At 61.6% G+C, this 23209-nt stretch carries 20 protein-coding genes; 10 read left to right on the top strand and 10 right to left on the bottom strand.

Annotation, left to right across the window (positions count from 1 at the left end):
• Positions 1–31: 31 nt before the first annotated feature.
• Genes CTP10_RS36775 through CTP10_RS36765 form a run of 3 tightly spaced genes read left to right on the top strand, consistent with a single transcriptional unit; the run spans position 32 to position 3869 of the window.
• Positions 32–1531 carry an FAD-dependent monooxygenase gene (locus tag CTP10_RS36775; protein ID WP_116321580.1) on the top strand — a complete coding sequence of 500 codons (1500 nt, stop codon included), beginning with the start codon at positions 32–34 and terminating at the stop codon, positions 1529–1531.
• Positions 1532–1536: 5 nt separating this feature from the next.
• Positions 1537–2874, top strand: coding sequence for an amidohydrolase family protein (locus tag CTP10_RS36770; RefSeq protein ID WP_116321579.1), 1338 nt, complete (start codon positions 1537–1539; stop codon positions 2872–2874).
• Positions 2875–2885: 11 nt separating this feature from the next.
• Positions 2886–3869, top strand: coding sequence for an alpha/beta hydrolase (locus CTP10_RS36765; RefSeq protein ID WP_199414644.1), 984 nt, complete (start codon positions 2886–2888; stop codon positions 3867–3869).
• A gap of 288 nt (positions 3870–4157) precedes the next feature.
• On the opposite strand, the gene CTP10_RS36760 is transcribed toward CTP10_RS36765, so the two are convergent.
• Complete coding sequence (locus tag CTP10_RS36760) at positions 4158–4778, bottom strand: hemerythrin domain-containing protein (protein WP_116321577.1); 621 nt, start codon at positions 4776–4778, stop codon at positions 4158–4160.
• A 303-nt stretch (positions 4779–5081) separates the two neighbouring features.
• On the bottom strand, positions 5082–5858 hold the full coding sequence (locus tag CTP10_RS36755; RefSeq protein WP_116321576.1) for a GntR family transcriptional regulator: 777 nt from the start codon (positions 5856–5858) through the stop codon (positions 5082–5084).
• 382 nt (positions 5859–6240) lie between these two features.
• On the opposite strand from CTP10_RS36755, the gene CTP10_RS36750 reads away from it, so the two are divergent.
• The 5 genes from CTP10_RS36750 to CTP10_RS36725 all read left to right on the top strand — a co-directional run bounded on the left by CTP10_RS36750 (position 6241) and on the right by CTP10_RS36725 (position 12262).
• On the top strand, positions 6241–7383 hold the full coding sequence (locus CTP10_RS36750; RefSeq protein WP_116321575.1) for an acyl-CoA dehydrogenase family protein: 1143 nt from the start codon (positions 6241–6243) through the stop codon (positions 7381–7383).
• Positions 7380–8867: a class I adenylate-forming enzyme family protein gene (locus tag CTP10_RS36745; protein ID WP_158577694.1), complete on the top strand. Its 1488-nt coding sequence runs from the start codon at positions 7380–7382 to the stop codon at positions 8865–8867. Before CTP10_RS36750 ends, CTP10_RS36745 begins: the two co-directional genes overlap by 4 nt.
• Positions 8868–8923: 56 nt before the next feature.
• On the top strand, positions 8924–9931 hold the full coding sequence (locus CTP10_RS36740; protein WP_116321573.1) for a 2-hydroxyacid dehydrogenase: 1008 nt from the start codon (positions 8924–8926) through the stop codon (positions 9929–9931).
• Between the two features lie 31 nt (positions 9932–9962).
• The gene (locus CTP10_RS36735) at positions 9963–10838 is read left to right on the top strand and encodes an amidohydrolase family protein (RefSeq protein WP_116321572.1); all 876 of its coding nucleotides are present in this window, start codon (positions 9963–9965) and stop codon (positions 10836–10838) included.
• Positions 10839–11257: 419 nt separating this feature from the next.
• Complete coding sequence (locus CTP10_RS36725; RefSeq protein ID WP_116321571.1) at positions 11258–12262, top strand: Bug family tripartite tricarboxylate transporter substrate binding protein; 1005 nt, start codon at positions 11258–11260, stop codon at positions 12260–12262.
• A 269-nt stretch (positions 12263–12531) separates the two neighbouring features.
• Here the strand turns inward: CTP10_RS36725 and CTP10_RS36720 are convergent, their stop codons facing one another.
• The 7 genes from CTP10_RS36720 to hpaC all read right to left on the bottom strand — a co-directional run bounded on the left by CTP10_RS36720 (position 12532) and on the right by hpaC (position 19364).
• Complete coding sequence (locus CTP10_RS36720) at positions 12532–13326, bottom strand: type IV pili methyl-accepting chemotaxis transducer N-terminal domain-containing protein (RefSeq protein ID WP_116321628.1); 795 nt, start codon at positions 13324–13326, stop codon at positions 12532–12534.
• A 13-nt stretch (positions 13327–13339) separates the two neighbouring features.
• Positions 13340–14020, bottom strand: coding sequence for a type IV pili methyl-accepting chemotaxis transducer N-terminal domain-containing protein (locus CTP10_RS36715; RefSeq protein WP_116321570.1), 681 nt, complete (start codon positions 14018–14020; stop codon positions 13340–13342).
• A gap of 491 nt (positions 14021–14511) precedes the next feature.
• Positions 14512–16473: a cytochrome-c peroxidase gene (locus CTP10_RS36710; protein ID WP_158577693.1), complete on the bottom strand. Its 1962-nt coding sequence runs from the start codon at positions 16471–16473 to the stop codon at positions 14512–14514.
• A 79-nt stretch (positions 16474–16552) separates the two neighbouring features.
• Positions 16553–16747, bottom strand: coding sequence for a hypothetical protein (locus CTP10_RS36705; protein WP_116321568.1), 195 nt, complete (start codon positions 16745–16747; stop codon positions 16553–16555).
• Positions 16748–16985: 238 nt separating this feature from the next.
• Complete coding sequence (locus CTP10_RS36700) at positions 16986–18341, bottom strand: MFS transporter (RefSeq protein ID WP_116321627.1); 1356 nt, start codon at positions 18339–18341, stop codon at positions 16986–16988.
• 128 nt (positions 18342–18469) lie between these two features.
• Positions 18470–18661, bottom strand: a complete 192-nt coding sequence (locus CTP10_RS36695) for a tautomerase family protein (RefSeq protein WP_116321567.1) — start codon at positions 18659–18661, stop codon at positions 18470–18472.
• Positions 18662–18836: 175 nt separating this feature from the next.
• Entirely contained in the window at positions 18837–19364 is a 528-nt protein-coding gene (gene hpaC, locus CTP10_RS36690) for a 4-hydroxyphenylacetate 3-monooxygenase, reductase component (RefSeq protein WP_116321566.1), read from the bottom strand.
• A gap of 245 nt (positions 19365–19609) precedes the next feature.
• On the opposite strand from hpaC, the gene CTP10_RS36685 reads away from it, so the two are divergent.
• The gene (locus tag CTP10_RS36685; RefSeq protein ID WP_116321565.1) at positions 19610–20236 is read left to right on the top strand and encodes a response regulator transcription factor; all 627 of its coding nucleotides are present in this window, start codon (positions 19610–19612) and stop codon (positions 20234–20236) included.
• On the opposite strand, the gene CTP10_RS36680 is transcribed toward CTP10_RS36685, so the two are convergent.
• Positions 20237–21745 carry a two-component system sensor histidine kinase NtrB gene (locus tag CTP10_RS36680; protein WP_116321564.1) on the bottom strand — a complete coding sequence of 503 codons (1509 nt, stop codon included), beginning with the start codon at positions 21743–21745 and terminating at the stop codon, positions 20237–20239.
• Between the two features lie 232 nt (positions 21746–21977).
• On the opposite strand from CTP10_RS36680, the gene CTP10_RS36675 reads away from it, so the two are divergent.
• Positions 21978–23168 carry an acyl-CoA dehydrogenase family protein gene (locus tag CTP10_RS36675; protein WP_116321563.1) on the top strand — a complete coding sequence of 397 codons (1191 nt, stop codon included), beginning with the start codon at positions 21978–21980 and terminating at the stop codon, positions 23166–23168.
• Positions 23169–23209 lie beyond the last annotated feature (41 nt).

Below are 23209 nucleotides of genomic sequence, written 5' to 3'. Positions count from 1 at the left end.
CCGGCTACGGCCCTTGAAGGAGAAATGAAACATGCAGTGGGATGTGATTGTCGTTGGTGGCGGACCTTCGGGGCTGACCATGGCTGCGGAACTGGCCGGGTCCGGCGTCAGGACGCTGGTGCTGGAACGCCGCACCGATGGGGTCCAGTCGCGCGCGGGCACCCTGTTGCCGCGTGTGCTTGAGCTGTTCGATGCGCGCGGGATCGCACATCGCTTTATCGAGAAGACTCGCGCGATCGCGGACTATCCGTTCCGGCCTTCGCACATCTGGGCAGGCTTCCATCCGATCGAATGGAAGTACCTGGAGTCTCGCTTCGGCTTTACGCTGGGCCTGCCGCAGAACCTCACCGAGCAGGTCCTGTGGGGCTGGGCGCTGGAAAGCGGGGCGGAAATCCGCGCGGGCATGGAAGTGCGCGACGTGCGCCAGTCGGATGCGGGTGCCGAGGTCGACGTGGGCGATGCCGCGGGCGTCACCGTCACCCTGCAGGCCCGCTATGTGGTCGGCGCCGATGGCGGCCGCAGTGTCGTGCGCACCCGGCTGGGCCTGCCGTTCGAGGGGCATGCGGGGACCTTTCGCGGCATCGTCCTTGACGCCGAACTGCAGGCGCCATGGCCGGGCGGGCGCATCAATGTCGATAACGAGCTGGGCTGGGTGCGCGGCTACGTGTTCGGCGACGGCATTACCCGCTTCAATATCGTCCATCGCGACCGTCGGCATGCCCCCAAGGACGAGCCGGTGACGCTGGAAGAAGCGCTGCAATGCATCCGCGATGTGCACGGCACCGACTACGGCATCCAGTCGTATCGCTGGGCGTCGCGCTTCGACGACCAGATGCGCGCGGTACCCACGCTGCGCAAGGGGCGGGTCTTCCTGGTCGGGGAATCGGCACGCATCCATTACCCGGCAAGCGGCGTGGGCATGAACTTCTGCCTGCAGGATGCCTTCAACCTCGGCTGGAAGCTGGCCAATGTCGTCAATGGCGTGGCGGACCCGGCCACGCTCGATACCTATGATGCCGAGCGGCTGCCGGTCATGCACGCGCTGCTGGAAAGCGTGAAGGCCCAGTGCGCGCTGCAGTTCAGCTTCGGACCGGAATCCATCGCGCTGAAGCGCCGCATGCAGGCGCAGATCATCCCGCTGCCTGATGTGCAAAGAAAGCTCGTACGCGAACTGTGCGGCCTGGAAGCGCCGTATCCGCGAGAGGCGGACAGCCACCCGCTGGCCGGCCTGCCTTGCCCGGACCTCGACCTGCTGCTGCCGGACGGCCGCGCGGTATCCGTGGCACAGACCCTCCGGGAGCGCCGCTTCGTCCTGATCGACCTGGAAGGCTTCAGCCGCCAGTTCGCCGCCATGGACCTGTCGGCGCTGCCGGTCACCGTGCTGGCGGCGCGTGCCGCCCGCACGCCGGCCTCCATGGACGGCGTGAAGGCGCTGCTGCTGCGTCCGGATGGCTACGTGGCCTGGGTAGGCACCGACGTGGCTCGCGCGGGCGAGGTGGAAGCACAACTTGCGAAATGGCTGAGGCGGTGAGGGCGATGAACGATCGACGTGTATTGCTGCGCGGCGGCTGGGTGCTCAGCATGGATCCGACGGTAGGCGACCTGCGCCAGGGCGACGTCCTGATCGAAGGCGACCGGATCGCCGCCGTGGCCCCGCATATCGAGGCTGCGGCAGCGGAGCAGATCGACGCTAGCGGCATGATCGTGCTGCCCGGCTTTGTCGATACCCATCGGCACACCTGGCAAAGCTGCGTCAGGCATCGCTATGCCGACATCGATCCGCAGGTCTATTTTGCCGAGATGCTGGGCGCCAAAGGCGCGGCGTTCCGGCCGGAAGATGTGCATATCGGCACGATGCTGGGCGCGGTGTCGGCACTGGACAGCGGCATCACCACCATGCTGGACTGGTCGCACGTGCAGAACTCACCCGACCACGCGGATGCGGCGATTCTGGGTTTGCAGGATGCCGGCATCCGCGGTGTGTTCGCGCACGGGTGGCCGCTGGTCGACGGGCCGTCCTGGATGTTCGACAGCCGGCGCGCCCATCCCACCGATATCCGGCGCCTGCGCGAGCGCTACTTCTCGTCGGATGACCAGTTGCTGACACTGGCGATGGCCGCGCGCGGCCCGGAAATGGCATGCCGCGACGTCTGGCTGGCAGACCTGCGGCTGGCGCGCAAACTGGGCATCCGTTCCTCCATCCACATGGGTGCCTACGCCCGCAATGCGCCGGTGCAGGGCATCGCGCAGATGCATGCAGCGGGCGTGCTGGGCGATGACCTGACCTTTGTGCACTGCTGCTTTTCCAGCCAGGAAGAGATCGCGATGATGGCCGGTGCCGGCGTCAGCGCGTCGTTGGGCGTGCATTGCGAAATGAACGCGCAGGGGATCGGCGACATTCCCTTCGATCGCCTGCTCGCGGCCGGTATCCGGCCCAGTTTGAGCGGGGATACCGAAACCAAGTGCTCGGGCGACATGTTCACCCAGATGCGCCACGCCTTTGCCTACTACCGCTCGTGGATGGGGGGCGGCCACTCGCGCGTGGCGAATGCGCCGGCAACGCTGTCGCTGCGCGACGTGCTGGAATTTGCCACGGTGGCGGGGGCCAGGGCAAACGGGCTGGCGCACAAGGTCGGCTCGCTGACGCCCGGCAAGCAGGCCGACGTCATCATGATCCGCGCCGATGATCTCAACCTGACGCCGGTCTCCGATGCGGTGGGCGCGGTCGTGCTGGCTGCGCATCCGGGTAATGTGGATACGGTGCTTGTCGCCGGCCGCACGGTCAAGCGCCATGGCCGCATGACGAATATCGACCTGGACGCGTTGCGCCGGCGTGCGCTGGCGTCGCAGCACTATGTTCTCGGCCTCCGGTGAAGGAAAGCCCAATGCATATCCCACTCGACCCGGAACTGGCAGCCATCGTGGCATCGATGCGTGCGGCGGATGCGCCGGCTCCGTTTTCCGGCACGCCTGACGAGGCCCGCGAACGCATGCGTGTTGCCATCCAGGCGGCGCGCGAGCGGACTCCGCTGCCCGAGGTCGGCGCCATCGAGGACTGCATTGCCGTCCATGAGGGTGCGCGCGTGCCGGTGCGGGTCTACCGTCCCCGCCATGCATCGATGTCGCTGCCGACGGTCGTGTTCTTCCACGGCGGCGGCTTTGTCCTAGGCAGCGTGGCGCTGATGGACGACATCGCGCGAAAGCTTTGCCGCGACGTCAATGCCGTCATCGTCTCGGTCGACTACCGGCTCGCGCCTGAACATCCGTTTCCCGCCGCGCATGACGACGCCCTCACCGCGACGCTGTGGGCGCTGCGCAATGCCGGCGAACTGGGCGGCGACAGGGCGCGGGTCGCGGTGGCCGGGGAAAGCGCGGGCGGCAACCTGGCCGCCTCCACCGCGCTCAGGCTGCGCGACCGGGGCGATCAGGCCGAGCGCCTGGCGGCGCAGTTGCTGGTCGTGCCAGGCGTCGATTTCGCACGCGATATAGGGCAGATTGAAGCGTTACGCAGCGACTTTCCGATGCTGTCGCCTTCCGACCTGCGCGATATCTCGCGGCTGTACCTCGGCGAGAACGTTGCGCTGGCCGACTGTTTCCCGCCGTCACCGATGCATGCGACCGACCTTCATGGCGTGGCGCCGGCAGTGGTGGCGGTGGCGGGACACGATCCGCTGCAGGCGGAAGGCGTGACCTATGCAGGTCGGCTTGCCGCGGCTGGCGTGCCGGTGCGTGTGCTTCGTTTCGATGACATGTTCCATCCCTTCTTCGGCTTCTTTGAAGCCTCCGCATCGGCTTGCCGCGCCCATGACGACATCTGCCACGCCTTCCAGGCGTGGCTCAGCCAGCACGCCGGTTCCGTTCCAACGTGACAGTTCCTGAAAGATGGCAAGCCCTGCCTCGGCGTGCGCGACGGCAAGGACATCCGCGTCATCGGGCCGGTTTCGCTGGAACAACTGCTGGCGCGGCGTTGACCTGAACACATACGGCCGCGAGCATGCCACCAGCGAAACGCTCGACGCGGCGGGCATTGCCTACCTGCCGCCGCTGGCCCGCCCATGGAATGATGGCCGCGCTGAAACCGGGTGTGCTCATGGCGCCTACCGGTTCCGGCATAAGTTCTCGGCCGAGGCCCGGCAGTGCCGCGAAACGACCGGCGTTCAGTGCATGGAGGCGTTCGCTTCGCTGTCGATCTGCTTGCGCAAGGTCGCGAAGCGCTTCTCCACATTGGCGCCGAATAGGGGATCGGCACTGGCCCAATCGACCGCGGCGACCTCCGCCCAGTCGGCTTCGGTCAGGAACCGGGCGGCGCGCGGCATGACCTGCTTTTCCTCGGTGGACAGATGGTTGCGGTAGTACACCAGGTACATGGCCGCGGCCGCTTCCAGTGCCGCTCGCGAAGTGACCACTTCGCTCTGGGCTTCACGCAGGCGATTGAGCAACTCCGCGCCGACCGTGGCGATCACGCGATGTTCCTGCAGTAACCGGCTGATGATGATCCGCGTGCCGGGATCCCGTTCCACGAGCAGCGCGTAGGCAACATCCTCGCGGGGATGGTGCATGCAGTCGCCATAGTTGCGCATGTAATGGATGATCGTGGCCATCAGGCCGTAGTCTGGCTGCTCGCCCTGATGGAAGGTGCTGACTTGCTGTTCCAGCAGGTCGAGCAGGGAGGCGAAATGGACATGGTCGGTATGCCAGGCGGCAAGCGGTGTCGGGCTTGGGGTGGAAAGCGCGGCGGAAGGTGAAGTCGGAAGCGAGGTGACGAGCGGGGTGGCCATGACGCCCTCCTGGGAAGCTGGGCAAGCAGACGGTTGAGTACGATGCGATATCGGAACTTGCGGGGCCTTCATTACCACAATAGTTGCCCTGCACGATTTGCGTCTGACGCAGATCAAAGCGGCGCCACCTTCCAGGATCATGTGCAGCGGGCCACGTGCAGCCTTTCCGGGATGATCTCAGTCCGCAGCTTCTACGCTTACCGAGCAAAAGGGGCCTGCTGATACCACGTTTCCGCCGTCCGATCCTCGGACCACAGAAGTGCACTGAAGTGCGTTCCGTCGCCCAATGATCCGAGAACCAGCCTAGTTACTCAAGTGCAGGGTCGTTTGGTATTTATATAGGAGCCCGTTATAAAAACCATCGGCATAGAGGATCAAGTCGCCGGAACCATTGCGGAACCAGCGTTGGATACGAAGGCCAGGAGTACCGTTCTTGACCTGCAGCGCACGAGCCAGTTGTCCCCTTATATTGAATGCACTGACGGTCTGCTGGATGTCGGACGGACGTTCGCCGAATTGTTGCCCAATCTGTTCGATAAAGATGACAACGGGGGAGATCCGATTGAGGTGGAGATCTTGAGCGACGCCCGAGTACATGGGATGAATCCATAAATGGCTAAGCATCGCAGGCGCCTCCTTGTTACCGCCTGTCCAGCGTAGGACTTCAAGGTGCCGCCAGTGTTGACCAACGGCGCAACCAATAGTGGTAGCCAGTGTCGGATCCGCAGCGATATCGGCGCTTGCGGTGATCATCTGCTGACCGCCCTCGGCGAGCTGAACAAGATCACCTAGCGACGTCAGCCTTATGGTCTGCTGGTCTTCGGTTCTGTCTGCGATTACGCGCGTTCCGATCGGCCTCTGCTTTCGAACATAGCCTCGGTCCTGCAGCGCGCTTAGGGCAGAGCGAACTGTAAAACGGCTAACTCCGAACATCGCGCATAGGGCTTCCTCTGTGGGCAGGAGAGATTCCACCGGATATCGGCCTCTGCGGATGTCGGCGAGGAGCGACTGCGCCAGCAACAGATGTTTGGGCGGGCGGGATCCGAGATTGTCCAGGCTGGAATGTGGCGTGGGACTCATCACTGATGCTCCTCGCCCGGACGAGCGTTCGTTGGCGATCGGACCGCCAGGGCGGTCCTTTGGCGGTAGTGCGCCCGAGCCGCGCAGCAGAAGCCGTGCTCGAGGTCACCCCCGCTCCTGCTTGATACATAGGTTGGTATCGAAGCCCAGACGCGCGGACACGTCATGCTGTGTTGAATATGTTTCACGGTCGTCGCGTTAGCGAATGTTGAGGTTAACGTCCGGGGAGTCGAAGTGGCCTCCCTCGGGATGGTCACCAGTTTCGTTCGTCGCCAAACGAAAGGCGATGTTAGCGGAAGCAAAGTCTTGACGCCACATACGCTTCATCCTATCATCGTCCGGACAATCAGATGATAACCAAAACCACCGACGAGACACAGCAATGAATCTGGAACTACGTCTGAAAGACCCGGCTTGGGCTTCTTCCGCAATCGAGAGCATTCGGGAGTTTGCTGGGGTTATCCAGGGCGACATGGCCAAGGCAGCACGTGAAGGCGTATTTCCTCGCCACGCATTCAATGAACTCGGGCGGCGAGGCCTTCTCGGAATGCTTACCCCACGGGAGTACGGGGGGTTGGGTTTCGGCGTGCCTGAGTACTGCCTGGTGGAGGAGGAATTGGGTCGCTACGGCTTGGTAAGTGGGCAGACGCAGGCCCAAGGCGAACGCTGGCTGAACGACTGGGGAACATCGGAGCAAAAGGCGAAGTACCTCCCTGGGCTCGCCAACGGGAGCATCCTGTTTTCTGAATCGATATCCGAACCATCCGCCGCCTCATCCTTGAAAAATCTTCAGACCACTGCAAGGCGTGAAGGTGGCGAATGGGTCATTAGCGGAGAGAAGTGCCACATCAATATGGGTGTCGAGAGTGACCTAACGCTCGTCTACGCGATGGCTCCGGAAGGGCTGACCGCATTTCTTGTAGATACGGATCAGCCTGGTGTTCGGCGCGAACATACCCATCCCATCGGACTTCGCTATTCGCCTACAGCGAACATGTACTTTGATGATGTTCGCGTCGGGGACGGCGCGATTCTTGGCGAGGTAGGCAAGGGCCTTGCAACCTTTGTATCCACCTTCAATGTGAGCCGGCTAGGGAACGCGTCCACGCTGATCGGTATAGCGCGGCGTGCTCTAGCCGAAGCCTCGAGATACGCAGTTACCCGCCCGGTCGGGTCCGCTGTCGTCGCAGACTTTCAGGGGAACCAATGGACGATTGCGGAATGCTATGCGGAGATCCACGCCGCGGTTTTGGCCCGTGATCACGCAGCCAACCTCGCACAACAAGGTCACGACCACGCGATGCAAACAAGTGTCGCGAAGCATCTCGCGATCAAGGCCGCCGAGCGAGTTGTGAGCGACGTCTACGCCTTGATCGGTGGATATGGTTTGTATGAGGAGCAGAGCTTCGGCCAGTACATGCTCGACGTTAAACTGCTGCGCGTGGCCGGTGGATCGAGTGAAATCCTCAAGAATCACGTCGCAAAATGCATCCTGAAGGATGCTCAACTGATGGGGCTGGCATGAACAATCTGACTGAGCTGATCGAGGTCGCAGCCCTCGATCGTCCCGACGCATCCTTCGGTACCTTTTCACAGAACGACTCGTTGCATCGATTTGTTGAGCGGGCTCGAACAGTCGCGGCTCAGCTTCGCGATGCCGGCTTCCGGCGAGGAGACCTCGTAGCTTTCGTCGGTCCAAATAGCGCGGGGTACCTTGTTACGTGGATGGCAGCCCAGTTCGTGGGGCTGCAGACGGCATTGATTAACCCGTCATATCCCGATGAATTGCTTCGCGCGATGCTCGACAATCTGGGCGCGCGTGCCATCTTCTGGCTGGGCCGCAGTCCAGGAGGGTTGGTTGACAGGACTGAAGCACAGTTGGATTTGACCGGAGCATGGCAAGGTGAAGTCTCCGTGCAAAGGCCGCTCCGCTCCGGCGTCGTCCTGGTGTCCGATAGCGATGGACGCTGCGCAGACCCCGCCGACGTAGCGGCTTATATCCATACATCGGGAACGACTGGACTGCCGAAGTTCTGCGCGCTCAGTCATGGCTATTTCATTCGGTTGGGCCGCTTTATTGCCGATTCGCATGGACTCTCACATTACGACCGGGTCCTCTCGCCGTTGCCGATGTTCCACATCAATCCGATGGGGTATGGCGTGGTGGGTTCGCTCACGGCGCGAGCGTCGTTGCTTTCGATGGATCGCTTCCAGGCGCAAGATTTCTGGTCGCTGGCCAAGGCGCACCACATTACCGCGATGATATTGCATCAGCCGCCGGCAAATCTGTTGATGGCCAAAACGACGAGAGCAGAAGCGCAAGGTCACCAGATCAGAGTAGCCTTCGGGTGCGTGCCAGCTTTTCTTGAAAAATTTGATATTCCGATCGGTGTGACGGGGTATGGGTCAACGGAGGCTGGTGGCCTTTGTCATACGCGCATCGTACGTCCGGACGACGCCGAATTTCCGCCGGAAGGTCCGTCTAGCGTGGCAGGCCAGCCCCGCTCAGACGTCGAATATCGCATAGCCGACGACGGCGAAATCTGGGTGCGTGGGTTGCATCATCAGACCTTGTTCTCAGGGTATCTACGAGATGGAGAGATACAGGCTCAGACCGACGCCGAAGGATGGTTCATGACCGGAGATCGTGGGCGTCAGGACTCGTGTGGAAATCTCATCTTTATTGAGCGAATGAGTGATTCAATTCGCGTTAATGGCGAGTATGTCCCGATCGGATTTGTTGAGGAGCGGTTGAAGCGGGTCTCGTCTCTCGGCGAGTTCGTACTTTGGCGGACAGATTCCCCGGCGCGTGGGCATGAGGTCGTGCTCTACACGACCGCGCATCATGTCGTCGAGTCCGAAGTGCATGCGGCGCTATTTGATCTGCCGAAATATATGCATCCCACGCGGCTCATTCAAATTGAGAAGCTTCCTCTGGACACCGGAGTCGGTAAGGTACAACGGCGATTGCTCAATGACCAACCGCGAATCAGTGAAGTTGAGCTTTGAAAGACCGAACGTCAATCGAGCGATCTCTTGAGATGTGAAACGAAAGGAAGCCGCCAATGTTACGCGTGGTATTGACAGGGGAGTATGGGAAAGTTTTTCTTGGCCCGGTGAAACATGCCATAGGCGAGGAGAGCGCTGTAGACCTCTGGTTGCCATCCGAAGGGGCTGAGCGGATGGTGGAAATCGCAAGGGAAGCTGAAGTGATTGTCGCGTCGGCTGAGTGGGTACTCCACGGGAAACGAACGCTGGTGAAGCGAACGCTCCGAAATGCCGAGAAACTCAAGCTGATACTGGTGCCATTTTCTGGAATGGATTGGCTCGATCGGGCGTGGTTGCCTGCGGGATCAGTGGTCTGCAACACGAATGTCGGCATCGACCCAATTGCGGAGTACGTGATGCTCGCGATGCTGCAGTCAGCCATACCCCTACTGGAGATGGACAGCGAGTTGCGCGCAGATCGCTGGGGGTGGGGAGGTGCCTCGGTGCTCGGCCGCAAACATCATGAACTTCAGGGGCGCACTATCGGGCTGGTGGGGTACGGCCGTATTGGCCACCGTGTAGCGGAGTTAAGCAAGGCTTTCAGAATGCGAGTCATTGCTGTCAGCCGCAACCCGGGAATCGATCCCAGTATCGAGTGGTACAAGGGGACCGATAGCCTCGACGATCTGCTGGCGCAGAGTGACTATGTTCTTTTGTCCGTACCCGGAGGGCCAGAGACGCAAGAATTGATCGGTGCCGCACAACTGGCGTGCATGAAAGCAGACGCAGTCCTGATCAATATCGCGCGAGGATCTGTTGTTGACGAAGATGCGCTATATGAGGCATTGCGTGAGAAGCGAATCCGCGGCGCTGTGGTCGACACCTGGTACCGCTATCCGGAGGCGGGCGAGAAGATTTGCCCACCGGCGACGCGGCCATTCGCTGACCTCGACAACGTCGTCATGACTCCACATGCGGCGGGCTGGACGGAGGAACTCGAAGCTCGTCGAATCAGCGCTATTGTTGCCAACGTAAAGCGATTTATGTCTGGCGACGCACTCTTCGACATTTGCCTGCGCGCTTGAGCGCGCCAATCTAACGGTACGAGATTTGAGTATGACCATCGTGGAACAGGAAAGTCTGCCGCCGCCCGAGTCCTATACGACGCCCACTTTCGTCGTGCCGGGTGAGGCATGGGATTGCCATTCACACGTGACGCCGCGCGGGAACTGGGCAATCGTCTCTGACGCTAGCTATGTCCCTGCACCGGCTCCACCGGAGAAGCATAGAAAGATGAGGGCAGCGCTAGGCCTTCAACGAGGCGCTGTTATTCAGGCGAGCGTCTTTGGCACAGATAACACTGGCGTGATCGAGGCACTTACTGATGAACCCGGCACCTTGCGCGGTGTGGTAGTTGCGGGTCAGTCGATTGATGACGCGGAAATCGAGCGCTTGCATGGTATCGGCGTGCGCGGGATGCGCTTTATCACCAATGGTCTCGGTGGCACCGTAGGAACGCAAGCGATGGTCGCGCTTGCGCCTCGCATTGCCGAGTTCGGTTGGCATGCGGAAATACTTCCCGGTCCAGCACAATGGCCAGAATTGCTGCCTGTACTAGAAGCTTTGCCGTGCAAAATCGTCATCGATCATATGGGTGGCTTGCCCCCAGAGTTCGGAATAAATCATCCGACAACCCTGGTTATCCGAAAATTGCTCGTTGAGCGAGGAGCATGGGTCAAGTTGATCGGCTATCGCTTGTCGGACGACCTTATGGATAGTCGTGTCATTGAACGCGCCCGCGTCTTCTATGGTGATGCGCCGGGGCAGATGATTTGGGGAACGGACTGGCCACATGTAGGTATAAAGAAGCCGGTGGATGCTGGCCTGCTCCTCAATGCTTTCGCACGCTGGTTCGACAACGACTCGGAAGTGATGCATCGCGTGCTGGCAATGAATCCGGCGTGCTTGTTCGATCAGTATGATGCAAGCTGAGACCTCGTTACCTTTTCGCCATCGAAGTCCCGCGTCAGGTTGCGACCGGGTGTGGTTCATGGATCAGGGGAGTTTGGTCGAGGTCCGAGTACCGGACGAGTTTTTCTCGAAGCCTACCAGCGAGCGAGCGCAGAAATTCCTTTCCGACCTGCGTACTCACTAGGGGAGAGGCGATCGAGCCGTACTACCCCAAGGGAAAACGTGGACGGCCATCGGCCTCGCGACCCTTGCGCTTGCACTCAACCCTTGGGTATCTGTCGCCCACCGCCCGCGAGGCGAAATCGACAGTGAAAGAACCTATCTGCTTGTCCGAAATAACTTGACCACGACACGTCACTCCACATAACGCGCCGTTAAGTCCTCGTTGATCCTTTGCACCGGCGGGAACACGCCGGGCTTTTCATTTTCAGGAGACAATCATGCAACAAGCTTTCCGTTCCCGCCGCCGCTTCCTTGGATTGGCCGCGGGCGCGCTGGGGGCCATCGGCGCGGCCTCGCCGCTGGCGACGCCCGCCGCCGAATCTGCCGACGCTTTTCCCGCCCATCCGATACGGTTCATCGTACCCTTCCCTTCCGGCAGCGGCACCGATACCACCGCGCGCATGTTCGCCAAGAGGATCGGCGAGCTGACCGGCCAGGGCGTGGTAGTCGAGAACAAGCCCGGCGGAAACGGCTTTATCGGCGTGCGGACCGCGCTGAACGCGCCGCCTGACGGCTATACGGTCTTTATCGGCAGCAATTCCACGCTGTCGACCAACGCCGCCATCTTCCGCAAGCTGCCGTATGACCCGTTGACGGACTTCGCGCCAATCACGCTGCTGTCGCGCGGGCCCTGCGTGATCATCGTGCCGGCCAACTCCCCCTACCGCACCCTGACTGAGCTGCTGGAAGACGCCCGTAAGCGACCCGGCGCGCTCAACTACGGCTCTGGCTCGATCTCCTACACCATCTACTCCGAGTGGCTCAACGAGCTGGCCCGCACCAAGGCCACCGCCGTGCCGTACAAGGGCGCCGGCGACGCCATCAACGGGGTGATGGCGGCCAACGTCGACTTCGCGGTGGTGGATGCCTCCGGCGCCATCGAACTAGTCCGCGGCGGCAAGGTCCGCGCGCTGGCCTTCACCGCGCCGCGGCGCTCGCCGCTACTGCCGGGCGTACCCTCTATCGTCGAAGCCGGCCTGCCGGATTTCCTGCCTTACAACTGGGTGGCCGCGGCGGTCTCGGCAAAGACTCCGCCGGCGGTGGTGAAGCGGCTGCAGGATCTGTTCGCGCAGGCTGGAAATGCACCCGACGTGCGCGACTACTACACGCGCTTGTCGGCCGAGCTGATCCTGTCGTCACCGGCCGAGATGCGGCAATTCCAGAAAAACGAGATCCAGCGCTGGAAGCGGCTGGTGACGGTGGCAAAGATCCCGCCGCAGTAGCAGCCCCGGTGGTCACGCCCCCGTGATTGTTGGTGACGATGTGGACATTGACCGGGGGGTGAGTGGGCACGATCTTCGCCCCGCGAATAAAATGCAATTAATAGCCAAGCGTCAAATCCCACAATCCGCGGAGTCAGCACGAGAGGGCCACTGCCGCGTGACGACAGCGAACCGGAGCGAATGCGCGGAAATGACAGCGCGATTAAACGCCGCGCAAGAGCTCCAATGCGGGGACCCGGAACTGCAACGGATGGTGTTGATGGTTCCCGTTATCTGGCCATTGCCTCGTACATCCCAGTGACGTCATCCATGACCTGAAGAATCCGCTCGCTGGTCGTGGCAATGTTTCTCAACTGCTCCGCGCGACTGACTCCGGTCTGGTTGAGCGCCTCTTCAAAGAAGAGCCACTGAGAGCCGGCAAGCTGCAGCTCACTACGGATGGCCGGCGTGTTCTGCCGCGCTACGGTGAGAAGTTCCTGCGCGGCCGCGAACTCTCTGGCTGCACTGTCCAGTTCCCGGGCCATTTGCGGGGAGGTGATACCCCAGGCGCGGAACATGCTGGCTTTGGCGATTCTCTGCGAAAGCATGCGCTGTCGGCCGGCAACGTTGATCAGTTTGCCCGCTGCGGTGCCAGAATGCTTTTCGAGTTGTACGGTTCCTTGCTGCGCAAGCTTCAGTACGTCCTCGCTGGCCGTTGCGATCTTCTTCGCGTTCTCGGGATTCGGTTCCCTGCCGGTTAGCAACTGCTTGTAGACGATCCACGTTTGCCCGAGACTGTCATAGGTTTCCCTGATTTCCGACGTCGGCGCGAACGATTTTAGATCCGCGAGTTGCCTGTCGAAGAGCGCCACAGACTCCTCGAGGATTCTCTTCGAACGTTCTACCTCGATACCAAGGCCGACTTGGCAATATGCCTTGGCCATGCGCTGAGACAGCATGCGCTGGCGGCCCGCCTTGTTGATCGCCGAGTGGATGGTCAGCGTTTCGGCGAACGCGGTTCCGGCCGAAGCCAGCCCCAGGACGCAGCAGAGCATCAAGCAGCAGGACGTGAGGTAACGTTTCAAGGTCGTCTCCATTTCAATGTCTGGGTGAGCCCTTGGACGCATTGTTTGAGCCGACGAGGTGGCGGACCAGTTGATCCATTTCCTTGATGATGTCCGCAAGCACCTGCGTGATCACGGAGAACTCCCGGCCGTACTCTCCCGCCCGCGCCGCGGAAACGCGCGCATTCATTGCGACGATGTTCGCTTGCATCGAAATACTGCTGAGGTGCTCCACGAGGTCGGCCTGGCGTTTGCGTACGGCCATTTCGCAACTATGCATTTCCTCCTGGTAGGCCTGTGTGACGGTCTGCAGCAGGTCCAGTATGGGCGTGGCCTGCGCCACGAGCGCATCGAGGGATGATGCTCGCGCGGAGGTGTCGGCCGGTGGCGCGTCGATTGCAATCCGGGCCTGATCGATGAATTCACGGATCCGTGCATCGGCACGCGACTTGCCGAAGTAGAGTTGTTGCAAGGCTACGGAGAAAGCGCCCGGCAAACGCTCATTGCCGGTCACGAGATCCGCATGCGCGGATTCGAACGTCGACAGGCACCGGCGAGCGCTTTCTCGGGCGGTTCGATCCCCTCGCGAGGCGAGCAGCATCTGGAGCACGATCCGTTGCGACAACATGCGCTGCCGTCCAGAAAGGTTAATCAACGCGCCAATGGTCTCGGCGGACACTTCGGCCTGCGGTAACTGAGTAGAGGGGGCATTCATGCGTTGCCTCGCAGAGGGTGTCGGAACGGGCGTGCATTCGGGTTGACCGGCGACAAAAAACGCCCCGAAGCAGAGGCCCGCAAAACCGCGTTCCCGGTTCGCTGTCACCTCGCTTCAGGGCGCCATTGCCCCGGTCGCCCCTTTCGGAGCGCGTCATCGCGACTTGCCTGTTTGGTTAAAGGCCGCCATTGGCCTGTGTGTTCTTCTCGCAATATGTGTGCCATACCTCACGCTGTCGCGGCGTGCGGCGGGAAGGGCAATGAGGGGATGGGGCTGCGTCGCCGCACTCATTTCGTGCCAAATGCGCCACGGCGATGCGGCCGCCGGTACGAGGCTCCCTGCACCCCACTCCTCCGAGACTCAAGGGTCTTTATGCCTACTGTGACGGTGGTCAACGCATCATGGCGACCAAAATCTGCAGTTGGTTGCCCGCATCAGGGGCAATAGGGAGATAACTAACCCAACTGCGTGAATCGTCGCTAACCTAACCATCAACGTTGGAACGGATCAAGGTTGAGGAACGGTTTGAGGCCGCTGCTCGCGCCGCCAGCGCCGACTGCGCCGATGCATTCCGTGTTGTCCACGCCGTTCCCGGTACTTCCGTCCTGCAGCAAGGCCCCGGAACTGCTGACCTTATGCCCTTGGGGGAAGCACAGCGAGGGATGGTCGAACGGCGCTTTGCGATAGCGAACGCGGTCATCGCTCAGGGCAAGCATGAAAGCCACCAGGTCTTGCTTGTCCGATTCGCTCAGGCCCAGCGGCCCAATGCCCCGGTCCAGGTTAGCCCGGTTGACGTCCGCGAAATCGCCACCACGATTATAAAAGTCGACCACCTGCATCAGGGTCGATTTGCCGCCGTTATGGAAATAGGGGCCGGTAAATTCCGGGTTGCGCAGGCTTGGTGTCTTGAAGGCACCGTCAACCGCCACCCGCTGCTCAGTTCCCACTGCCGTTTCCTTGGTGGGATCGAAGCCGTTGCCCAGCAGGAGGGTCTTGCCCTGCTGCGCCATCCGCGTTTCGGACAACGGATTGCCGAACGGATCGAGGCCGCCTACGCCAAGATCCTCCGTGGTCGGTTGCACGCCGATGTTATAGAAGCCGTTGTCATACACAGCTTCGAGCCCGTCACCCATCGGCATCCGCCTGAGCCGTTGCGCGATCACGCTGGAGAATGAGGCGGCGGTCAGTTCAGCGCCCGAGTGACAGCGGCTGCAGCGTCCGGAGCCGGTGAAGACCCTGGCGCCACGCAACTGCTGCTCATTCAGGGCTGTGGTCTGGCCATCGAGGTAACGGTCGACCGGCGTGTCGTTGGCAATCAGGGTCGATTCGTAAAGATGAACGGCGAGCCCGAAGAAGAGCGCGAAGTTGGCTTCCATCTGGCTGACTTCGAATTTCCCGGTGCTGCGCTTGACCTGGCGGGGCAACAAATCCATCGAAGCAAATTTCGCCTCATCCGCGGCCGACATCCTCAACAACGTCGGTGAGTTCCAGTACTGGGAGCGGAATGCCTTCTTGATCATCTCGGAGTAGGTCGGTACCTGATCCTTGTTGCGTAGTACCACCAGGGGACCAAGTACGCTGTCGTCGGCAGCGATGACCTGGCCGGCCAACGGCCGCTGCCCAAGCAGCTTCTTGCCGAGTTTCATGAATGACCGTCCATTGCAACTCATCTCGACCGAGCTCAGCGGAGGCCCGTCGCTTTGCGACGCCAGGGAGGCGCCCGGAATGGCCAACTGGACTTGCCTGAGCACGCCGCTGTCATTCTTCCATACCAGGGCTTCCTGATTGCGCATGCCAAACGGGTCGCCGCCGTTGTAGACGTTGTTGGCGCGCCCATCCCAGAAGTTGCGGAAATTGAATACCGCATTGATGACAGAGGGGGTATTGCGTCCGGTCACCTGCCGCGTGTTGATGCCGTTGATGTTGAACCCCGTGCCGCCGTGGAAGATGTCATCGGAAATATTGGCGCAGGCATCGCCCGTGCTGCCTGTGCCAAATTCAACGAAATTGGCCGTGAACACCCCCTGCGAGCCGGAAACCTCGTTGACGTTCGAGAGTTGCGGCTGTGGCTGGTTCACGTCCACATGCTTGGTAAAGCCAAAGTCTTCCGGCTTGAAGGTGTAGTTTGGCCGCCCCAGCTGGAAGGTTCTATCGGTGCCTGGCAGCCCTGAACCTGGAGAGAGCTGGTTCGTGATGCGGTTGTCGACACCGGCATGGAAGTGGCAGCTTGCGCAAGAGGTCTTGTTGTCGCTGCCCACCTTCATGTCCCAGAACAGCGCCTTTCCGAGCTGGATGGCGGCCGCCTTGTCCTTGACGAACTCGTCCAGGACTTCAGCAGGCGGACCCGGAACCGTAACGGTCTTGAGCGAACGCAGACCCGCCAGTGGATCTGTCACCTGGGCCTGCGGCGTGCGCGGCGTCAGGCCTAGTGCGGCGGCCAGGATGGCAGCCATGAGCATTGGCGTGGCTCGGCCACTGCTGATGTTTGATGGCCAAGTACGGAACAACCACATGGGTAACAAACGAGTTCACTCACATGGGTAACACTTTGAGACTTAGATAGCGCTTGCGGTTGTGGCGTTGATCTATTCCTCTAATCACGAGCGGGTCGAAGTGAACATGCCAGACGCCTTCGGCAATCGCTTCCAGTCCCACCAGTTCTCCTCGCAGCAAGTGGCCGACATACATCACCACGTTGTGGCGGTAGAGCAAGCCAGCGATATTCACGCGCTACGTCTCCATGTAGCTCGGATAGCTCATTGGCCGGCGCAGATGGTCGCTGGGCAAGCGGCAGTAAAAGAACGGGGCGCCCGATGACAGGCGCCCCGATACGCAGGCGGGGCTACGTCCACAGCCACATCCCGACATCTCACCCCGAGTAACCGCCTGGGGGGATTTCCTTGGCTCTTCAGCGCGCGTGCCAACGCCGCGCCGGCCTTGACGCGGCGCATTCCACGCGCCACTGTCAACGATGGCGAGTCATGGCTCCCGAGAAGGTCAGTACCACAGATGCGCCAACGACCAGCACCGCAGTGGCATACAGCAGGCCCGACGTGAAGCTGCCCGAGATATCCCGCAAGTAGCCGACGATCACCGCGTTCAGCGCAGCGCCAACGATGCCCGCGGCATTGATAAAGGCAATGCCGACGGGGCGGCTGCTGACTGATATGACTTGATCCGGCAAGGTCCAGAAAATGGTCATGGCCGCGTAGGCGCCAGCCGAAGCGATACAGAGACCGAGCAACTTGGTCTCCGGTCCGACCTCGCACGCCGTCAACAACCAGCCCCCCGCGGCAGCGAGCATTGGCAAGGCGACATGCCAGCGACGCTCCTGATGCTTGTCGGAGCGTCGGCCCCACATGAGCATGGCGGCAATCGTGAATGCATGCGGAATGGCGGTCAGGACACCGACCACCAGGTCGCTGCTTCCCTGGTTGAAGCTCTTGACAATCTGGGGTACCCAAGTGCTGATCATGCCCAGGGTGTTCACGAGCAGGAAATACGTCACGGCCAGTTGCAGGACGGGAATGGAGCATAGTTCGCGCATCAGGCTGCCTGGCTCAGGCTTGTCGGTTTGCGCCCGGCGCCTGGCCGCCTGTGCATTGTCCGCCTCGAGCATTGTCGCCAATGCCGTCTTTTCGGCCTGGGTCAGCCAGCGCGCCTTCTGCGGGCTATCGTCGAGATAAAGCCAGACGGCTACGCCGAGCACCGCGGAGGGCAAGCCTTCCAGCAGGAACAGCCATTGCCAGCCATGCAGGCCTTGCAGGCCGTCGAGCTTGAGGATGTAGCCGGACACCACCGCGCCCAGCGCCGAAGTTACCGGCATCGCGATCATGAAGAGCGCGTTGGCCCGGGCCCGATAGGCGCCCGGAAACCAGAAAGTCAGGTACAGCAGGATGCCTGGCAGGAAGCCGGCTTCGGCAATGCCGACCAGGATCCGCAGCACATAGAGGCTGTTGGCATCCCGCGCGAACATCGTGGCGGTGGAGGCGATGCCCCACGCCACCATGATGATCGCGATCCAGCGTCGCGCGCCCAGTTTGCCCAGCATGACATTGCTTGGGATGCCAAACATGATGTAGGCGCCGTAGAAGACCGTCGAGGCCAAGCCGAATTCGGTGGCTGTCAGGCCGAGGTCCTTGCCCATCGTCAGGCCGGCGAAGCCAATGTTGATGCGATCCAGGAAAGAGAAGACGAACAGGACGAACAGAAATCCGATAAGCCTGCGGCTGATCTTTCCAATCAATACGCTCTCTATCCCGGCATTGACCGAGTCGGGCACTGGTACCTGGACAGCCGAAGCGCCCTTGATTGGGTTCATGGTGAACTCACCATCATGTCTCATGAAAACTCTCCTTTGTGGAACTTCCAGGCCACCGCTCATGGCGGGTATCTAACCTCTTTTTTGTCGCGATACGGTGGCGGCTTGATCTGAAGCGTTGGTTGGCGCTATCGGCCGAGTGCCTTGGCTGTCTTTCCTCCGATGGCGTAGTCTGTCTTGGGTACGTCGAGGAACATGACGCGCACTGACGAGGCTTCGACGCCGAGGTCCTGCACGGCCAAATCTGTCACGTGGGCGATGAATGCTTCCTTCTGCTCTGGGGTACGGCCTTCAATCAGGTAGATCTGCAACACTGGCATGCGATAGGTCCTCGATAGCGGTAACGGAAACGGTCAGCGCAGCGTATGACGCGGCGCTGGTGGCGGATATTGGGTGGACTTAGCGATCTGCTACAGGAAACGGCGGGAGGGGTAGGTATTTCCTTTATGCGTGCACCGTCTGGTGTCGTCCGCTGCACTGGCGCGGGGAGCAGCCTTATGCAGTACGCGAGGGAGACCGTTGGGCAGCCCTGTTGCGCTGGACGCGATGGAAATCACGGTTGAAATAGACCAGGCTGTCACCCTCATCCCTGACGTCGACGCGGTCCAGGGTGATGAAGATGACCGAGTGCGAGCCGACGTCCTTGTAGTCGCTGATGGTCCCGTGCAGCTGGACCAGCGCATCCCGCAGGGCGGGCTGGTCCTCGGGCGCTGCATCCCAGATGTCCCACGCGAAGCGCTCTTCCATGGGCACCTGCGTCATGCCGGCGAAGTGCTTGGCCAGATCTTCCTGCTCACTGGTCAACACGTTCACACACAGCCGGCCATTGCTTTTAAAGATGGGGTGGGATGCGCTGGCACGATTCACGCAAACGAGGATCGTGGGCGGCGAGTCGGTTACCGAGCACACGGCGCTGGCTGTGATGCCGCATCGGCCGGCCTGGCCCTGGGATGTGATGATGTTGACAGACGCCGGGAGGTGGGCCATGGCTTGGCGGAATTCTGCTTGGCTGATTGCGGTCATTGGGTCCTCGCTGGTTATCAGGTGGCTGGAACACAGCGTAGGGCGGTCCGGCCTGCGTGCCTATTGAGGCAAACTGACGCCTTTGACAAGCACCTCCCACGGCATCTACGTGTTTTCTTTATCGCGACCCGGGGTTCTGTTGTTGTAAGCTCCAGCAAAACGCTGGGGCGAACACCCCAGGACGGCCGTGAGAAGCCGTGCCGACGTCATGGATGCGCCGGCCTGAACACGAGAGACATCACGCTATGACCGCCCCCACCGCCATCGTTTATATCGTCGACGACGACAAGGAGCTGCGCGCTTCGCTGGCATGGCTTCTGGAAACCGTCTCGGTGCATGCCGAATGCTTCGCCAGTGCGAAGGCGTTTCTTGAAGCGTATGACCCTTCGCGGCCAGCCTGCCTGGTTCTCGATGTGCGGATGCCCGAGACAAGTGGCTTCCAGCTTCAGCAGGTTCTGAACGAGCGGGGAACGACGCTACCGACTATTTTTGTCTCGGCGCACGGTGACATCCCGATGTCCGTGAGGGCCCTGCAGAACGGGGCCATAGATTTTGTGGAGAAGCCGTATAACCCGCAGCAAATGCTCGAGCGCATCCAGGATGCGCTGAGGCGCGCGGTGCAATTGCATGACTGCACGGAACAGCGCAATCGCATTCGCGCCAAGCTGGAGAAGCTGACCGTGCGCGAGCGGGAAATCCTGCGGCGCGTGCTGGACGGCAAGGCCAGCAAGGTGATTGCCGACGAACTTCACATCAGCGTCAAGACCGTCGACGTCCATCGCACCAAGATCCGGGAGAAGCTCGATGTCGCGAGCACGGCAACGCTGGTGCGCGAAGTGATGGAGGTGTGGCCGGCAGATTCCGTGAATTAATTACGGTGCGGCGCGATTGCTGCCTTGCCCATGCCCCTGGCAGAGGGGGAGGGAGAAGGCGAAGGTGGTGCCGAAGGGCTCGCGGTTCTGCGCCCAGATATCTCCTCGGTGCCGGGACACGATACTCTTGCACAGCGCCAGGCCAATGCCGTTTCCGCCCGGCTTGCCCGAGAAGAACCCATCGAAGATCCGTTCGCGGTCGGCATGGGGTAACCCGCGGCCGAGGTCGTGGATCGCCACCAGGGCACGCTCTCCGCTTGTGCGCGTCTCGATGCGCAGCGAGCGCCGGCCCTCATCCAGTGCGCTCATTTCCTCAATGGCGTTGAATGCGATATTCATGATGACCTGGCCGATCAGCACTTTCTCGCAGCTTACGGGCAGCGCAGAGGTGTCGAGATCCAGTTGCATGCTGACATTGGCGTCTGCGCATTTGAGAGAAATGAAGTAAAGGCTGTCGCGCACGATGGCGTTGAGATCGATCAGCGTCTCGGCCTGCTCCAGCTTCACGACGTACTCGCGCATGCTCTTGATGATCAGCGACGCATGCTCAATCTGGCGTGCCGCCTGCTGAAGGCCGAACGAAATCGGGGCAGGGTCATCGCGGTTCATCGCCAAACGCATGCTGGCGCCCTCGATAAAATTGCGCGACGCGGAGAGCGGCTGGCTGATCTCGTGTGCGATCGTCATGGCCATTTCACCCATGGCGTTGTAGCGGGCCAGGTATTCGATCTGGCGTTCGCGCTCGCGTTCGAGTGACTCGGCTTCGACCTGCTTGGTGATGTCGCGGAACAGCACGAGATATCCGCTGACGTCGTCTTCGATATCGATGTGGCGCGCGGTCGCCTGGTGCCAGCGGTAGTCACCGCTGCCGACCCGCAAGCGGTAGCGGACCGAGAACGCGTCATGGCCAGGCTTGTCCCGCGAGGCATGATCGCGCAGCAATGGCAGCACCGGGGTCTCACACCAGCCGTCAAACCGGGTGCCTACGATCTCTGCCTGTGCGCGCTCCAGGATGCGGCATCCCGATTCGCTGACATAGGCCACTTCTCCCAGCGAATCGACCACGATCACACCTTCGGCGAGGTCCTGCATGAATTCCTTCAGGCGGCTCTCGACGCGCCGAAGCTCGCGCTTGAGCGCCTCCTCGGCCGATATGTCGCGGAACTGGACCATGAGCACGTCCTGGTTGTCCAGCGCGACGCGCGTGGCGATGGCTTCCGACAGGATCTCGGCGCCGTTCTTGGCGCGATAGCACCACTCGATGGTGCACTGGCCAGTGCTGGCGGCTTCATCCAGCCATCGCAGACCGACCTCCCGTCGGTACTTCTCGGCACTGCTCGTCATATCCGGCGCCTTTAGTGCGGGAAACTCCTCAAGAGTGAAGCCCAATGCATCCCGCGCCGCCTGGTTCGCCCACAGGATCGACTTGGTCTCGGCGTCGTGCAGGATGATCCGCAGCGTTAGCGCCTCGACCATGCGGAAAAAATCGTCTTTGCCGAACTGATACATAGCTGTCGCGGATGTGCCGGAACTACCTGCCCGGCAGGGGTGATGTCGTCAGCGTACAGGTGAATGTGCTGGCACCGAATAGGTATTTCCTTTAGAGCGGCCGGGGAAACTCAGCATTTTTACGCGCTTCGCTCCAATTGTTGGCGCCGTGCCGCCGCTACTAGACTGGCTCTCAACTTCACGGGGCCATGACCGGGAACAGGTCGAACCCCGCCACCGAACGAGGAGAGCAATGCTGCACGTCACTGCTAACGGGCAATGTCTGGAAGCCCAACCCCATCTCGGCACCGAGATTGCCGAGGTTCATGCAGACACCAATGTAACGCTGGAGCAGGTCCTGGCCGACATCAGGGTGCGCCGTGAGGAGTTCGACGCGAAGCGTCACGTGCCGCGCGACATGATCGCGCAGCTCAAGCATGTCGGCGTTTATCGCGCCGCCACGCCGCGCTGCTTTGGCGGCAGCGGGATGGCGCCGGCAAATTTCCTCAAGCTGATCGAGCGGATTTCCGCTGCCGACGCATCCGCTGGCTGGGTCGCGAGCTTTGGCAGTGCCGCGGTGTACCTGGCCGCCTTGCCCCGCGAGACGCTGGCAGAACTCTACGCCGACGGACCCGACGTGGCCTTTGCCGGCGGGCTGTTCCCGATCCAGCCGGCGACCAGGGTCGAAGGCGGCTATCGGGTGAATGGCCTGTGGAAGTTCGCCAGCGGCTGCAAGGGGGCAGACATCCTCGGCGTCGGCATCGGTGCGGCAGAGGGCGGCAAGCCGCGCACTGCGGTGCTGCGCCCGTGCGACGTCGAGGTTGTCGAGAACTGGGAGGTTATCGGTCTGCGCGGCACCGGCAGCCATGACCTCCGCGTCAGCGACAAGTTCGTTCCCGAGGCGTGGACCTTTGTCCGCGGCGGAGCGCCGACCATCGAGGAGCCGCTGTATCGCTATCCGTCGATTGCCTACGCGGCGCAAGTGCTGGCGGTGGTGAACCTGGGCGTGGCACGCGCCGCGCTGGATGACGTATCGGAAATGGCCGGCGGGCGCACCGGCATTACCGGCGCCCCCAGGATGGCGGACCGCGCCTACCTGCGGATCGCAGTTGCCAAGGCGGAGGCGGAACTGCGCAGCGCGCAGGCGTTCTTCTATGACGCCACGGACGCGGCATGGCGGTCGATTCTCCAGGGCGACAACGTGTCGCCGGACCAGACCAGCATGCTGCGGCTGTCAGCAGTCCAGGCGGCTCGCGCCGGCGCCAATGCAGTCCAGGCCGCCTACATGCTCGCCGGTACTGCGGCCATCTACGACGGCCATCCGCTGCAGCGCTACCTGCGTGACGCCATGGTGGTGACACAGCACGCCTTCCTGGGTGAAGGCCACTACGACGGCGCTGGCGCGGTGTTCCTCGGCGTGCCGCCGATGCCTGGATACGTCTGAACACCCGCGCCCCACACACTCGATCACAACACCTTGCTGGA

Source organism: Cupriavidus sp. P-10, assembly GCF_003402535.2.
Classification (GTDB): Bacteria; Pseudomonadota; Gammaproteobacteria; order Burkholderiales; family Burkholderiaceae; genus Cupriavidus.
The sequence above is the reverse complement of the archived record's forward strand: the minus strand, read 5'-3'. Positions and strand labels throughout refer to the sequence as shown.

What these genes read in the sequence shown, in the direction of transcription:
- CTP10_RS36775 (WP_116321580.1), top strand. Translation starts at nt 32, where the DNA reads ATGCAGTGGGATGTGATTGTCGTTGGTGGCGGACCTTCGGGGCTGACC.
- CTP10_RS36770 (WP_116321579.1), top strand. Translation starts at nt 1,537, where the DNA reads ATGAACGATCGACGTGTATTGCTGCGCGGCGGCTGGGTGCTCAGCATG.
- CTP10_RS36765 (WP_199414644.1), top strand. Translation starts at nt 2,886, where the DNA reads ATGCATATCCCACTCGACCCGGAACTGGCAGCCATCGTGGCATCGATG.
- CTP10_RS36760 (WP_116321577.1), bottom strand. Translation starts at nt 4,778, where the DNA reads ATGGCCACCCCGCTCGTCACCTCGCTTCCGACTTCACCTTCCGCCGCG.
- CTP10_RS36755 (WP_116321576.1), bottom strand. Translation starts at nt 5,858, where the DNA reads ATGAGTCCCACGCCACATTCCAGCCTGGACAATCTCGGATCCCGCCCG.
- CTP10_RS36750 (WP_116321575.1), top strand. Translation starts at nt 6,241, where the DNA reads ATGAATCTGGAACTACGTCTGAAAGACCCGGCTTGGGCTTCTTCCGCA.
- CTP10_RS36745 (WP_158577694.1), top strand. Translation starts at nt 7,380, where the DNA reads ATGAACAATCTGACTGAGCTGATCGAGGTCGCAGCCCTCGATCGTCCC.
- CTP10_RS36740 (WP_116321573.1), top strand. Translation starts at nt 8,924, where the DNA reads ATGTTACGCGTGGTATTGACAGGGGAGTATGGGAAAGTTTTTCTTGGC.
- CTP10_RS36735 (WP_116321572.1), top strand. Translation starts at nt 9,963, where the DNA reads ATGACCATCGTGGAACAGGAAAGTCTGCCGCCGCCCGAGTCCTATACG.
- CTP10_RS36725 (WP_116321571.1), top strand. Translation starts at nt 11,258, where the DNA reads ATGCAACAAGCTTTCCGTTCCCGCCGCCGCTTCCTTGGATTGGCCGCG.
- CTP10_RS36715 (WP_116321570.1), bottom strand. Translation starts at nt 14,020, where the DNA reads ATGAATGCCCCCTCTACTCAGTTACCGCAGGCCGAAGTGTCCGCCGAG.
- CTP10_RS36710 (WP_158577693.1), bottom strand. Translation starts at nt 16,473, where the DNA reads ATGGCTGCCATCCTGGCCGCCGCACTAGGCCTGACGCCGCGCACGCCG.
- CTP10_RS36700 (WP_116321627.1), bottom strand. Translation starts at nt 18,341, where the DNA reads ATGAACCCAATCAAGGGCGCTTCGGCTGTCCAGGTACCAGTGCCCGAC.
- CTP10_RS36695 (WP_116321567.1), bottom strand. Translation starts at nt 18,661, where the DNA reads ATGCCAGTGTTGCAGATCTACCTGATTGAAGGCCGTACCCCAGAGCAG.
- hpaC (WP_116321566.1), bottom strand. Translation starts at nt 19,364, where the DNA reads ATGACCGCAATCAGCCAAGCAGAATTCCGCCAAGCCATGGCCCACCTC.
- CTP10_RS36685 (WP_116321565.1), top strand. Translation starts at nt 19,610, where the DNA reads ATGACCGCCCCCACCGCCATCGTTTATATCGTCGACGACGACAAGGAG.
- CTP10_RS36680 (WP_116321564.1), bottom strand. Translation starts at nt 21,745, where the DNA reads ATGTATCAGTTCGGCAAAGACGATTTTTTCCGCATGGTCGAGGCGCTA.
- CTP10_RS36675 (WP_116321563.1), top strand. Translation starts at nt 21,978, where the DNA reads ATGCTGCACGTCACTGCTAACGGGCAATGTCTGGAAGCCCAACCCCAT.